Source organism: Halopseudomonas sp., from assembly GCF_036960865.1.
Classification (GTDB): domain Bacteria; phylum Pseudomonadota; class Gammaproteobacteria; order Pseudomonadales; family Pseudomonadaceae; genus Halopseudomonas.
Map to the genome: position 1 here is coordinate 198,017 of NZ_JBALWE010000002.1, position 13,019 is coordinate 211,035.

The window sequence follows — 13,019 nt, forward strand, 5'->3', positions numbered from 1 at the left end:
TGTCTGAAGCATGCTGATACGCTGAGGGCGCTCTGGCGTATTGCTGGTCGGCGCATTTGCGCCGACAATATGGCAGGTTCGCGGCAGGGGCTGTGTCTGGCTGCCGTTGCTATAAGAGTTGAATAAGGAGTTCGCTGTGTCGCGCAGACGCGTCGTGGTAACCGGTCTGGGTATGCTGTCACCCTTGGGTAATACGGTAGAAAGCAGTTGGCAGGCCGCCTTGGCTGGCAAAAGTGGTATCGCCACCATCGAGCACATGGATGTCAGTGCCTTCAATACGCGTATTGGCGGATCCATTCGTGACTTTGACGTCGAGTTGTACATGGCCGCGAAAGAGGCGCGTAAGCTCGATTTGTTCATTCAATACGGCTTGGCTGCCTGTATTCAGTCGATCCAGGACTCTGGTATCGAAGTGTCTGATGAAAACCGTGACCGCATCGGTGTGGTTATGGGATCGGGCATTGGTGGTCTCACCAATATCGAAAAAAACTGCGAACAACTGCTGAACAGCGGGCCGCGCCGTATCTCTCCTTTTTTCGTGCCCGGCTCGATCATCAACATGGTCGCCGGGTATCTCTCGATACAATATGGTCTGCAGGGCCCTAATTATGCGATGACCACGGCTTGCACCACTGGCACGCACAGCATTGGCATGGCTGCTCGCAATATTGCCTACGGTGAAGCAGATGTGATGGTCGCCGGTGGTTCTGAGATGGCTACCAGTGGCTTGGGGCTCGGCGGCTTCAGCGCTGCGCGCGCCATGAGCACGCGTAATGATGACCCGCAAGGCGCCAGTCGCCCTTGGGATAAAGACCGAGACGGCTTTGTGCTGTCCGATGGTGCTGGCGCCATGGTGCTTGAGGAATACGAGCACGCCAAAGCGCGCGGCGCGAACATCTACGCCGAGCTGGTTGGCTTCGGCATGAGCGGTGACGCATATCACATGACCGCGCCGCCAGAAGACGGCCGGGGCGGAGCCAAGTGCATGGCCAACGCGCTCAAGGACGCCGGCCTGAATCCTGACGAAGTGGATTACATCAATGCGCACGGCACCTCTACACCGGCCGGCGATCTGGCCGAAACTCGCGCGGTGAAAACCGTGTTTGGCGCGCATGCGCAGGAGCTGGCGATCAGTTCGACCAAGTCCATGACCGGCCACCTTCTGGGTGCTGCCGGCGCCGTGGAAGCGGTGTTCAGTGTATTGGCGCTGCGGGATCAGGTGGCGCCACCGACCATCAATCTGGATAACCCGGATGAAGGCTGTGACCTTAACTATGTTGCCCATAGTTCGCAGCAGCGCGCCCTCAATGTGACGCTGTCCAACTCGTTCGGATTTGGTGGTACCAACGGTAGCCTGGTTTTCCGTCGTTGTGAATGAGGGCTGACGGCGCCATGCCAGGGGTAAGCAGGTTTACGTTGATCAATGGCCGGGAGGCCGATCAGTTGCCCCTCAGCGATCGCGGTTTGGCTTACGGTGATGGCCTATTCGAAACGCTTCGGGTTGTCAGAGGTAAGGCGCCGCTTTTGGCACTGCATCAGCAGCGTTTGCAGCGTGGCTGCCAAGCGTTACATTTGTCGCTGCCGAGCGAGCTGGAAGACGAGCTGAGCATGGCTGCCCAGCGGCTTGGAGATGGCGTGATCAAGCTGATTGTCACTCGCGGTAGTGGGCAACGTGGCTACGCCATACCGCAGCACAGCGAACCTAGTCGCATTATCTCGGCTTCACCCTTGCCGGATTATCCTGCTGCGCACGCAGAGCAGGGCGTTCGGCTCTACCCCTGCAACACACGTTTGGCTCTGCAGCCGCTGTTGGCGGGGATCAAGCACCTCAATCGCCTGGAGCAGGTGCTGGCCCGCAGCGAATGGCGGTCCGGCGAGTTCGCTGAAGGCTTGGTCTGCGATCAGCTCGGCCGGCCGGTTGAATGCACCATGAGCAACCTGTTCTTTTATGCTGGTGGCGCCTGGGTGACGCCTGAGTTGACTCAGTGTGGCGTGCAGGGAGTGATGCGCGACTGGTTGATCGCGTCGCTGCAAGCGCACGGTGAAGCGGTGCAGGTACGGCAGGTCAGTTATGCCGAATTGCTCGCTGCTGACGAAGTGGTGTGTTGCAACAGTTTATTTGGTGTCTGGCCCGTGATTGAGCTGGCCGAGCGGCAATGGTCGGTCGGCAAGCACTCTCGCCAGATGCAGTCCTTAGCAAAACAGGCTTATTCGTGAAAATTCTTGGCAAGATCTTCGCTTTTTTATTCGTGGTTTCTACGCTACTGGTGCTCGGCGGTGGGTTGTGGGGGTTCCTGACCCTGCAAACGGCTCTGCATCAACCATTACAGCTGCAGGATTCTAGAACCCTCGAAGTGCCGCCAGGCAGCACGCCGGCGGGTATCTTTGCCGAGCTGGAACGTGAGCAGGTGCTGGAGAATAGCGTTTGGTTGCGTCGTTACTGGCAATGGCAGATGGAAGGAGCCGTGTTGCATGTCGGTGAATATGCGTTGCAGCCGGAAATGACTGCTGCGGAGCTGCTGCACCTGCTGGAACGCGGTGACGTTTTGCAGCGGCACCTGACGCTGGTGGAGGGCTGGAACTTCGCCCAGGTACGCGCCGCGCTACGCCAAGCCGAGCGCTTGGAACAGACGCTGCCGGAAGATTGGGGTGATGCGCAGGTCATGGACGCGCTGGGTCTTTCGGGCATTCACCCTGAAGGTCGCTTTTTTCCGGATACTTATCAGTACACCCTGGGCATGAGTGATCGTGATCTACTGCTGCGTGCTTATCAGCGGATGGAGCAGCAGTTGGCCGAGGCTTGGGAAGGGCGTGTCGATGACTTGCCATTCGACACCGCCTACGAAGCGCTCATCATGGCCTCGATTGTTGAGCGCGAAACCGGCGTGCCCAGTGAGCGTCCCGAAATCGCTGGTGTATTTGCCCGTCGCTTGCGGCTGGGCATGAAGCTGCAGACCGATCCCACGGTTATCTACGGACTGGGCGCCGACTACAAGGGTAATATTACCCGTCGTCACCTGAGGCAGCCGTCTGATTACAATACCTACATCATTGATGGCTTGCCGCCGACGCCCATCGCCATGCCGGGCCGGGAAGCGCTGCTCGCAGCGGTCAATCCGAAGCCGGGCAAGAGCCTTTATTTCGTAGCCAAGGGGGATGGCTCTCACGTATTTTCCAACAGCCTGGCTGAACACAATCGTGCGGTACGCGCTTACCAGATGCGCCGCCGGACTGACTATCGCTCATCACCCGCGCCGGATACACCAGCGCAGGAGCGCGTCGAATGAGCGGGCTGTTCATTACTTTCGAGGGGCCCGAGGGCGCCGGTAAATCAACCAATCTGCAGTACCTGGCCGATATCCTGAGCGAGGCCGGTGCCGAACCGCTGCTGACGCGTGAGCCGGGCGGCACGCCCATCGCAGAACAGATTCGTGCACTGTTGCTGGCAAATCATGATGAGCAGATGGACGACGATGCCGAGCTGCTGCTGATGTTTGCCGCCCGTGCCCAGCATCTTAATCGGGTGATTCGCCCGGCACTGGCTGCCGGCCGCATTGTTATCAGCGACCGCTTTACCGATGCGACCTATGCCTACCAAGGCGGCGGGCGGGGTATTGATCCAGAGCGTATAGCGGTGCTTGAAGGCTGGGTTCAAGGCTCCCTGCGGCCTGACCTTACACTCCTGTTCGATGTGCCAGTGGAGGTCGGCCTTGCCCGTGCCAAGGCGCGCAGCACACTTGATCGTTTCGAGCAGGAAGAACGCGCTTTCTTTGATGGCGTGCGTAACACCTACCTCAGGCGTGCAGCACTGGCCCCCGACCGTTATCGGGTGATCGACGGCAGCGGCTCGCTGGCGTCTGTGCAAGCGGCATTGCAGCCGGTAGCGCAATGGATTCTGGAGCAGTGGCGTGCTTGACCTGGTGAGCCGGCCTGCGCCCTGGCATCAGCCGATCTGGCAGCAGCTGACAGTACAGCAGGATTTTGCCCATGCCTACCTGTTCAGTGGTCAGCCTGGCGGCGGTAAGCGTCGTTTTGCTAGTGCTTTTGCGGCCTTCCTCATGTGCGACACTCCGGCGGGAGGTCTTGCCTGTGATCAATGTCGCAGCTGTCACCTGCGCCTCGCCGGCAGCCACCCGGACCTGCTGCTGCTCGAGCCAGAGGAAGAGGGCAAGGCGATTCGCGTAGACGCGGTGCGCCAACTGGTCGATTTTATTTCCCAGACCGCGCAACAGGGTGGCCGTAAGGTGGTGGTTCTGCAGCCGGCGGAGGCCATGAACGTGAACGCTGCCAACGCATTGCTGAAATCTCTGGAAGAGCCTTCGGCGGAAACCTATTTGCTATTGATCAGTGATCAGCCTAGCCGACTGCTGCCGACTATCCGCAGCCGTTGCCGAGTCCAATCGCTGGGCTTGCCCGATCGTACGGAGGCTCTGGCCTGGTTGACCGAGCAGGACGGTGACCGGTCGATTGAAGAGTGCGACCTGTTGCTGCAGATGGCCGGGGGAGCGCCTTTGCTGGCGCTAGCCTTGGCTCAGCAAGATGCGCTGGCGCAGCGTGAAAAGGTGGTAGAGGGCATCAAGGCGTTACTCAAGGGGCAGGTAGCACCTTCGCGATTGGCAGAGCAATGGAGCGCTGTCCCTATCGAGCTACTGCTCGACTGGTTCTGCGCCTGGACACTGGACTTGCTGAAGCTTCAGCAGGGCGCCAGTGAGCAGGCCGGCAGTGTCGATATGGATAAGGTCTTGGGCTATATGGCGCAGAAGCTGGAGGTGCATAGGTTGCTCGCATGGCAGGACTGGTTACTTGAGCACCGCAGGCTATTTGCCAGCAAAGCTAACCTGAATCGAGTACTCTTTCTGGAAAAGGCGCTGGTGCAGTGGAAAAATCTGCTGCAAAGGCGTTAACCTGATAGTTGTATTACGCTTCTAACAAGGATAGAGCGATGAACAATCCAACGGCTCCTGGTCCGCGCAACGGTATCTTGTCGCTGACCATCAAGGACAAGTCGGTTCTGTATGCGGCCTATATGCCGTTCGTGAAGCACGGTGGCCTGTTTATTCCGACCAACAAGGGCTATCGTCTGGGCGATGAGGTTTTCATGCTCCTGAATCTGATGGAAGAGCCGGAGAAAATCCCGGTGGCCGGCAAGGTTATCTGGGTGACGCCCAAGGGTGCACAGGGCAACCGAGCAGCGGGAATCGGCGTTCAGTTCAGCGATCAGGACAACACCGCGCGCAGCAAAATTGAAACCTATCTGGCTGGCGCATTAAAATCCGACCGTCCCACCCATACTATGTAATTCATGCTTATTGACTCGCACTGCCATCTCGATCGTCTGGATCTTACCCCTTACAACGGCTCGCTCGACGCCGCTCTCAATGCCGCTCGGGCTCGCGGTGTAGCGAAGTTTCTCTGCATCGGTGTGGACGCCAACAATGCTCCCGTAGTGCAGGCGCTGTCCGAGCAGCACGCCGACGTCTTTTGCAGTGTGGGTGTACATCCGCTGGATCTGAAAGACAGCGCCGAAACCGAGCTGGACTGGCTGTTAACGGCACTGCAGCATGAACGCACGGTCGCCATCGGTGAAACCGGGCTGGACTATCATTACGAGCCCGAGTTGGCCGAGCAGCAGAAAGCTTCTTTTGCAGTGCATTTACAGGCGGCAAAGCAAACCGGCAAGCCGGTTGTTATCCATACCCGTGCAGCGCGCGCTGACACGCTGGCGTTGTTGCGCGAAGCTGATCTGGCTAACGCTGGCGTGCTCCATTGCTTTACCGAAGACTGGGATATGGCCCGTGCAGCTCTGGACATGGGTTACTACATCTCGTTGTCGGGCATAGTCACTTTCCGCAATGCCGATGCCTTGCGCGAGGTTGCCAGGCAAGTACCGAGCGACCGCTTGTTGGTCGAGACCGATTCGCCCTACCTGGCCCCCATACCGCACCGCGGGAAGCCGAATGAGCCTCAGTTTGTCTGCGAGGTGGCGTCTTTTCTTGCCGAGTTGCGTGGTGTGCCTGTTGAGAGTCTGTGGCAGCAGACCAGCGACAATTTCCACCGCCTGTTTCCCCTCACGCTTCGCTGAGGCGTTGCAATCGACCTGTGGTACGGCTCCTGTGCTGACTAAAAAAAACCCGAACTCTGGGGGATGAGTTCGGGTTAAGACCATTAGGAGTGATACTGAGACAGGATAGAACCTGTCGGCTCAGTCCGGCACTTGGGGGAGATGCCGATCTGATAGCTTGAGTATTGTTGAAATCCCCCGGCTTGCCAGCGCTGGCGCTCGTTTTTATAAACTGATTTGGAATACGTGCGCGGCGCTTTATCGTGAAGTGCTTTTACTCTGTTGTGCCGCCATCAGTGTTTGCAGTTGGCTCAATGCTAGATCCAGTGTGTTCTCGCTGGTGTAGAAGTGCGGCGACCAGCGGATGCCGCCCCCGCGCTGGGCACAGATAACCCCGGCTTTCATCAACGCGCGGTGCAGGGCGGCGTGGTCGATGCCGTCGATGGCAAAGGTCACTATGCCGCTCTGGCGGTCTGCCGTCTGAGGGCTAAGCAAACGGATGCCTGGCAACTGCTCGAGGCGGCCTATCAGGTAGCGGGTGCGCTGATGCAGGAGGGTGGCAACCTGCTCTATGCCCACGTCCAACAGTACTTCCAGACTGGCCGAGAGCGCGTGTTGTGCCAGCGTGTTGGGGCTACCAGCCTCAAACCGCCGTGCAGACTGGGCTGGGGACCAGTCTGTCAGGTCGTAGTTGCCCATGGCCTCCACCATGTGCCAACCGTGCTGGGTGAGGCTTAGCTGATCGCGGGCTGACGCTCTGCAATAGAAGACGCCCAAGCCTTCGGGCCCCAGCAGCCATTTGTGCCCGTCGGCCATGGCAAAATCGCAGTCGATGGCCTGGGCGTCGAAGGGCAGGGCGCCGAGAGATTGAATTGCGTCAACACAGAACAGTACGCCCCGCGCGCGACAGGCAGTGCCCAGGCGTGCCAGATCCATCTTCAAGCCACTGGCGTACTGCACCGAACTGATAGTGAGAAGCCGGGTGTGCGGGCCCATCGCGTCGATCAACGCCTGTTCCGGGTCGGCACCATCGAGTGCAACCTGGCGCAAGTTGACGCCACGCTCGCTCAGTGCTTGCCAAGGTATGCGGTTGGAGGGGAATTCCTGGTCGCTGGTGACGATCTGGTCGCCGGCTTGCCAGGCGATACCCTGGGCCACGAACGAGAGAGCCTCCGAGGTGTTTTTCACCAGCGCGATGTCATCGCTGGAGGGCGCGTTCAGCAGCAGCCGCAACTGATTGCGCAAGTGCTTCTCCTGCTTTGCCCAGCGCGGGTAATCCCGGGCTCCTTGCAGTGCGTTCTCGCGTGCGAAGCGGCTGACTGCCTCCACAGCACGTTGCGGCCAGGGCGCCACGGCGGCGTGATTCAAATAACAGATGTTTGGGTCTAGCGGGAATTCGTGTTGCCAGGATTGTGCTGTATTCATGGTGCCTCCTTTGCTTGTCAGCATAGTGGCTGTAAACAGACTAAGTCACGCCGGATTGCTGGTCTGGCGGAGCAGGACATTTCGGACAAAATCATTGCCGCCGTACAGGTTTGAACTGCGCCCATTACGTAGGCCAGTAAATAGGCACATTGGGACAGCTTTGAACCCGTGGGTCAGCTTTTAATCAAATATGGGCATCTGGTCATGGAGTTGGCATAATGGGAGACATTTTCAGTTTGAGTTTCAGGTGCCTAAATGCAGAAAGAATCACGTAAAGTTCGCGAATTTCGTCGTCGGGAGCAGGAAATCCTGGATAGCGCGTTGCGTCTGTTTCTTGAGCAGGGAGAAGACAGCGTCACCGTTGAAATGATTGCCGATGAAGTAGGTATAGGCAAGGGCACCATTTACAAGCATTTCAAGTCCAAAGCCGAGATCTACTTGCGCCTGATGCTGGATTACGAACGTGACTTGGCCGAATTGCTCCACTCCAAGGACATCGAGCGTGACCAGGAAGCCTTGTCTCGCGAGTATTTCGCCTTCCGCATGAGCGACCCTGAACGCTACCGCCTGTTTGACCGTTTGGAAGAGAAGGTGGTCAAGGCCAATCAGCTGCCGCTGCTGGTCGAAGAGCTACACGCTATTCGTGCATCCAACTTCAATCACCTGACCGGCGTCATCCAGACACGCATAGACGATGGCAAGCTGGAAAATGTTCCTGCCTACTTCCACTACTGCGCCGCCTGGGCGCTGGTGCACGGCGCAATGGCGATGTACCACTCGCCGTTCTGGAAAGATGTGATCAAGGATCAGGACGGCTACATGCAGTTCCTGATGGATATCGGCGTGCGCATGGGTAACAAGTCCAAGCGTAAAAAAGAGCAGGAAAGCGCTGAACAGCCTGCCTGAGATCTCAGGCAGCTGAACTCACGGCTGAAAGCAGGGGTCTATCCCACAGGCCATACAGGAGTTGCCCCTTGCTTTCATTACGTATCACCTGCGGTTTATTGGCGCTATGTCTGTCTTCACCGCTGCTGGCGCGCGATTACACCTATACCGATGCCCATCTGCACTATGTCGACTTCTTTCAGGAGTCCGAAGGCATGCAGGCGTTGATCCGGCAGATGGATGACAGCAAGGTTGATCACGTCATGCTGTCCGGAATTCCGGTTGCCAAGAAGTGGAGCGAGAACGAACCCAAGCGGCCGCGCTACTATGCTGGTGATGATGGTAGCGCCTACTGGTTTACTGCGACCGACGTGCTGGTGGCTGAGGCCTACAAGCAGCTGCCCGAGGAGCAGCGTCACCGTTTTCATCCTTTTCTGTCCGGATTCAACCCCAACGACAAGAACTCTGACGCACATATTCGACGCATGCTGGAGATGTATCCGGGCCTATGGCAGGGTATTGGCGAGGTCTTCACCCGGCATGACGATCTCACAGCTCTGATTCATGGCGAGCCGCCGCGGGCTAACAGCGATGCCATGGATCGCGTTTACACCCTGGCTGCTGAGTACGATCTGCCGGTGATGGTGCATAGCAACATCACTTCACAACGTGAACGTAACCCGTTGTATCTTCAAGAGATTGAAGAACCGCTGCGTAACCATCCATGGGTGCGTTTCATCTGGGCCCATGCGGGTACCAGCATGGAGATTCACCGTCACCAGACCAAGCTGGAGTTTCTCTTGCCGACTCTGCAGCGCATGCTCAAGGCTTACCCGAATTTGTATATCGACCTATCCTGGACGGTGCGTGAACCTTATTTGCTGGGTGAAGGCGGTGAACCCAATGCCGAGTGGATAAAGCTGGTGGAGGAGTATCCCGATCGCTTCATGATTGGCTCGGACGTGGTAGGCCGGTTCGACAGCATTGGCAAGTATATGCACGGCTTTGATGTGTTTCTCGATGCTCTGCCGGAGGCGGTGGCGCATAAGGTAGCGCGAGATAACTTCTTGGCGGTGTTGCCGGAAAGTGCGGTTGATAAAAAACAGCCCGGCGAATAGCCGGGCTGTTTGGTTCGTGCGTCTCTGGGCTGAATATTACAGCGGTGCTGCCATCGGCGGCGCTGCCCAGTAGCTGCAGCGATGATAGCCGAGGAAGTTGAGAACCGATCCGCTGGCTGGCGCGGCCACGTCTAAAGTGTTGACCTGCCCGCTGGCAGCTTGAGCCCAGTTGGGAGCAACGCCGTCAGTGCTGTTGGGGTTGCCGTCCTTGGCGAATTGCGTCCAGTAGCCAACCATGTAGCCGGCCAGCGAATCCAACTCATTGGTGTCACCGGTGTACCGAGACCGCATCAGCTCTTCGGGGTAAAGCACATAGGGGATCTCGCCTGCGTGCGTTGCGCCCAAGGGAAAGCTTGCGGCGGGTGGCGGTACCAGGGTCCAAGGTGCGTTTTCGTCGCGGAACCAATATTGGTAGGTGTTCATACCGGCGCCAGCGAAGGTGCTTGCATGTGCGTAGCTGTTGCATGCGAAGTTGGAGTCGGTCCAGATAGCCGATAGAGCAAGGGACAGCCGGTCGTCGCCGGCCGGAAACTCGTTCAGGTAGTAGGTGGCGATCGCATCAGCATCCAGGCCTGACCCGGCGAAGAGGTCAGCGACGCGCTGGCGATACTCGGCCTCACCCTGAATGTCGAGTGGGTCGCCGGTCAGCTCGTCTAGCGCGACAAACAAGGTGCCTTCATCCTGGTTGCTACCAATCATGATATCCAGGCTTTGATTGAATTCGCCCTTGGCCAATGCGCTCTGGGTGCTTTGCGGTATCAGGTCGCTTGAGGGGTCGGAATTGGGAATGACCTGTGAGCCTTGCACCGCGAGGAAGCTCATTGCCGGCAGCGCGCGCAGACAAGCTGCCGCTGTTGCTGCATCGGAACAGCCCAGAGTGCTAGCAGCGGTTTGGCCTGTTGCTTGCGCTGCAGCCTTGGTCTGCTGGAATGGCGCATAGGAGCCGCTTTGTACGATGGCGCGCTGGAACAGGTTCTCAGCTTCTGCGCGGGGTGACGCTATGTGACTCATTACACTGTGGCCACCGGCGGACTCACCGAAAATGGTGACATTGTCAGGATCGCCGCCGAAGGCCGCGGCATTCTCTTTTACCCAACGCAGCGCTTGCTGCTGGTCCATCAAACCAAAATTACCACCGTCGGAGTCGAGTTCCGGATGTGCCAGGAAGCCCAGTAGGCCCAAGCGGTAGTTAAGCGTGATGACGATGACGTCTTCCTTTACCAAACGGGTCGGGTCATATTCGCCGCCACCATTGCCAAACACGAAAGCACCGCCATGAATCCATACCATGACCGGCAGGTCTTCGCCGGACTCTGGCGCGTAAACATTAAGATAAAGGCAGTCCTCCTCACCGGCCGGTGCTATGACCGCAAGGTCGACCTGAACGCAGCTGCTGCCAAATGCGCTACTTAACTGCAGTGTTTCTGTGCGCTTTTGCGCGGGCACGGGCGGCGTGAAGCGGAGATCGCCTACGGGCGGTTGGGCGTAAGGGATGCCTCGAAACACGCGCATGCCGTCTATAGTGACGCCTTTGATATCGCCCTCGGTCGTGGTGACCGCCAACGGGTCTGGCTTGGCGTCATCATCACTGCCACCGCCACTACTAAGGCAGCCTGCCAGCGTGATTGCGAGCATCGAGGCAGTGAGGGTTTTGAGCAGAAACCCGGATTTGGTTGGGAAGCTGTAATCTTTCATTATTGTATTTTTCCGTTGCCCTGAAGCTATTGTTTTTATGCGTATGGGGATAAAGCGGCTTGAGACATAATGGCTATATGTCATGTGCTGTGGTGACTATATGTGATGCAATCGACAGATTCCAAACCTGTGCGGGGGATTGGTTTTTTCTGGTTATTTGCATAGGATTAACGGTTTTGCCCAGCCGGAGCCTTGGTGCGAGGGTAGATTCCTGTCCGCAATTCTTGCTGTTGCGCCGGCTTGTCTGGGCACTGGCATCACCTGATTACCCTATGGAGTAACCATGTCCCTTGAACAGGATTTCCCTGTCAGTTATATCGAGCCCGTGTTTCGCCCGCCGAGCGAGGCGCACTCGCTGATCCTGCCGGTGACCAATGGCTGCTCTTGGAACAAGTGCACTTTCTGCGAGATGTACACTGCGCCGCAGAAGAAGTTTCGCGCCCGCGATGAAACCGAGGTGCTGGATGAAATTCGGCGCGTCGGCGAGCGCTACATTGTGCAGCGTATCTTCCTGGCTGATGGTGACGCGATGGTGCTGCCGACCCGACGTCTGCTGCGTATTCTGGAGACTATTCGCGAGGAGATTCCCAGTGTCGAGCGCGTTACCTCCTACTGTCTGCCGCGCAATATCAAGCGCAAAAGTGTGGAGGAGTTGCGCGAGCTCCGCGAGGCCGGCTTGCAGATGCTGTATGTGGGTGCCGAGTCCGGCGACGATGAGGTGCTGGCGCGCGTGAACAAGGGCGAGACCTTTGCGTCTACCGCCGACGCGCTTACCAAAGCCGGGGAGGCTGGGCTGCAGCGCTCGGTGATGATTCTCAATGGTTTGGGCGGCAAGGCGCTGAGTGCGCAGCACGCGGCCAACTCGGCGCGCTTGATGAACCTGACGCAGCCCGAGTTTGTGTCTACGCTGGTAGTGAACTTTCCGCAGGGGATGGCGCGCTTCAAGGAGCAATACCCCGATTTTGTCGAGCTGGATCAGGCTTCGTTGTTCAATGAGTTGCAGCAATTTGTCGGTGCGCTCGAGCTGGACAATAGCGTGTTTCGCAGCGACCATGCCTCCAATGCCCTGGTGCTCAAGGGCGTGCTCGGAGCCGACAAGGCGCGGTTGCTGGCGCAGATCGACAACGCCATTACCCGTCCCGAGCGAGCACAACTGCGGCCTGAGTGGATGCGCGGGCTGTAAACCGGCTGGTCAATGCAGACAGGAGAAGGTGCATGAGGCGTTTGGGTATGGTGTTGTTGCTGGCAATGCTGGCCGGCTGCATGAAGCCCTCGGACATGACCCAGCAGGCCGGTTACTATCTGGGCGATGCGGGCGTGCTTGATCATTACGAGATCAACCGCAGCAGCACCTGGATACTGCAGCCCGACTCCAAGCTCTATATCGCACAGGGGCACTTTTTACCGATTGGCAATCCCTATTCGCGGCCTAACGTAGTGGCTGAAGAAGCCTTTGCCGCGGCCGTAGAAGTCTTTCCCATGGTGCGCCGGGCACAACAACCGCTGGGGCTGGAAGAGGCGCTGCTGGAAGCGCGCAGCTACCAATACGATTACCTGCTGTACACCCGTTTCGCCGCCGCGGAGGACGCCGTCGGCAGCCAGGAGCAGTGGGAAACCTCGGAGCAATGGAGCGATGTGGGCGCCGATAGCGGGGTGCTGCAGCTGATCCTGATGGAAGTAGGCACTCGACACTTGGTGGATTTCACCACCATCAACACCAAGGGCGGCTTTTTACAGTTCTACAAGGCCAGCCCGGATGATCTGCTGCGCCCGCCGCTGCAGGATTACACGCGGCAACTTTTGGGCCGTCGCTGAGTCAGAAGCAGTTCAGCCGG

At 58.1% G+C, this 13,019-nt stretch carries 13 protein-coding genes; 11 read left to right on the plus strand and 2 right to left on the minus strand.

The window, feature by feature from the left end:
- Positions 1-136: 136 nt before the first annotated feature.
- Genes fabF through V7747_RS03370 form a run of 7 tightly spaced genes read left to right on the plus strand, consistent with a single transcriptional unit; the run spans position 137 to position 6,082 of the window.
- A complete protein-coding gene (fabF, locus tag V7747_RS03340; RefSeq protein WP_335614640.1) occupies positions 137-1,378 on the plus strand; it encodes a beta-ketoacyl-ACP synthase II in 1,242 nt (413 codons plus the stop codon).
- 14 nt (positions 1,379-1,392) lie between these two features.
- Positions 1,393-2,217, plus strand: coding sequence for an aminodeoxychorismate lyase (gene pabC / locus V7747_RS03345; protein ID WP_335614641.1), 825 nt, complete (start codon positions 1,393-1,395; stop codon positions 2,215-2,217).
- 2 nt (positions 2,218-2,219) lie between these two features.
- Positions 2,220-3,287, plus strand: coding sequence for an endolytic transglycosylase MltG (mltG, locus tag V7747_RS03350; protein ID WP_335614890.1), 1,068 nt, complete (start codon positions 2,220-2,222; stop codon positions 3,285-3,287).
- On the plus strand, positions 3,284-3,916 hold the full coding sequence (gene tmk, locus V7747_RS03355; protein WP_335614642.1) for a dTMP kinase: 633 nt from the start codon (positions 3,284-3,286) through the stop codon (positions 3,914-3,916). The genes mltG and tmk overlap by 4 nt, the downstream gene beginning before the upstream one ends.
- A 4-nt stretch (positions 3,917-3,920) precedes the next feature.
- The gene (locus tag V7747_RS03360) at positions 3,921-4,904 is read left to right on the plus strand and encodes a DNA polymerase III subunit delta' (RefSeq protein WP_335614891.1); all 984 of its coding nucleotides are present in this window, start codon (positions 3,921-3,923) and stop codon (positions 4,902-4,904) included.
- A 38-nt stretch (positions 4,905-4,942) separates the two neighbouring features.
- Positions 4,943-5,299, plus strand: coding sequence for a PilZ domain-containing protein (locus tag V7747_RS03365; RefSeq protein WP_335614643.1), 357 nt, complete (start codon positions 4,943-4,945; stop codon positions 5,297-5,299).
- Between the two features lie 3 nt (positions 5,300-5,302).
- A complete protein-coding gene (locus V7747_RS03370) occupies positions 5,303-6,082 on the plus strand; it encodes a TatD family hydrolase (RefSeq protein ID WP_335614644.1) in 780 nt (259 codons plus the stop codon).
- A gap of 237 nt (positions 6,083-6,319) precedes the next feature.
- Here the strand turns inward: V7747_RS03370 and V7747_RS03375 are convergent, their stop codons facing one another.
- The gene (locus V7747_RS03375; protein ID WP_335614645.1) at positions 6,320-7,486 is read right to left on the minus strand and encodes an aminotransferase class V-fold PLP-dependent enzyme; all 1,167 of its coding nucleotides are present in this window, start codon (positions 7,484-7,486) and stop codon (positions 6,320-6,322) included.
- A gap of 255 nt (positions 7,487-7,741) precedes the next feature.
- Between V7747_RS03375 and V7747_RS03380 the strand changes: the two genes are divergently transcribed.
- Positions 7,742-8,392, plus strand: a complete 651-nt coding sequence (locus V7747_RS03380) for a TetR/AcrR family transcriptional regulator (RefSeq protein ID WP_335614646.1) — start codon at positions 7,742-7,744, stop codon at positions 8,390-8,392.
- Positions 8,393-8,460: 68 nt separating this feature from the next.
- A complete protein-coding gene (locus V7747_RS03385; protein ID WP_335614647.1) occupies positions 8,461-9,489 on the plus strand; it encodes an amidohydrolase family protein in 1,029 nt (342 codons plus the stop codon).
- Positions 9,490-9,525: 36 nt separating this feature from the next.
- Here the strand turns inward: V7747_RS03385 and V7747_RS03390 are convergent, their stop codons facing one another.
- Positions 9,526-11,184, minus strand: a complete 1,659-nt coding sequence (locus V7747_RS03390) for a carboxylesterase/lipase family protein (protein WP_335614648.1) — start codon at positions 11,182-11,184, stop codon at positions 9,526-9,528.
- Between the two features lie 283 nt (positions 11,185-11,467).
- On the opposite strand from V7747_RS03390, the gene V7747_RS03395 reads away from it, so the two are divergent.
- A complete protein-coding gene (locus V7747_RS03395; protein WP_335614649.1) occupies positions 11,468-12,367 on the plus strand; it encodes a radical SAM protein in 900 nt (299 codons plus the stop codon).
- Between the two features lie 32 nt (positions 12,368-12,399).
- Positions 12,400-12,999: a DUF4823 domain-containing protein gene (locus V7747_RS03400; protein ID WP_335614650.1), complete on the plus strand. Its 600-nt coding sequence runs from the start codon at positions 12,400-12,402 to the stop codon at positions 12,997-12,999.
- The last annotated feature ends 20 nt before the right edge of the window (positions 13,000-13,019 follow it).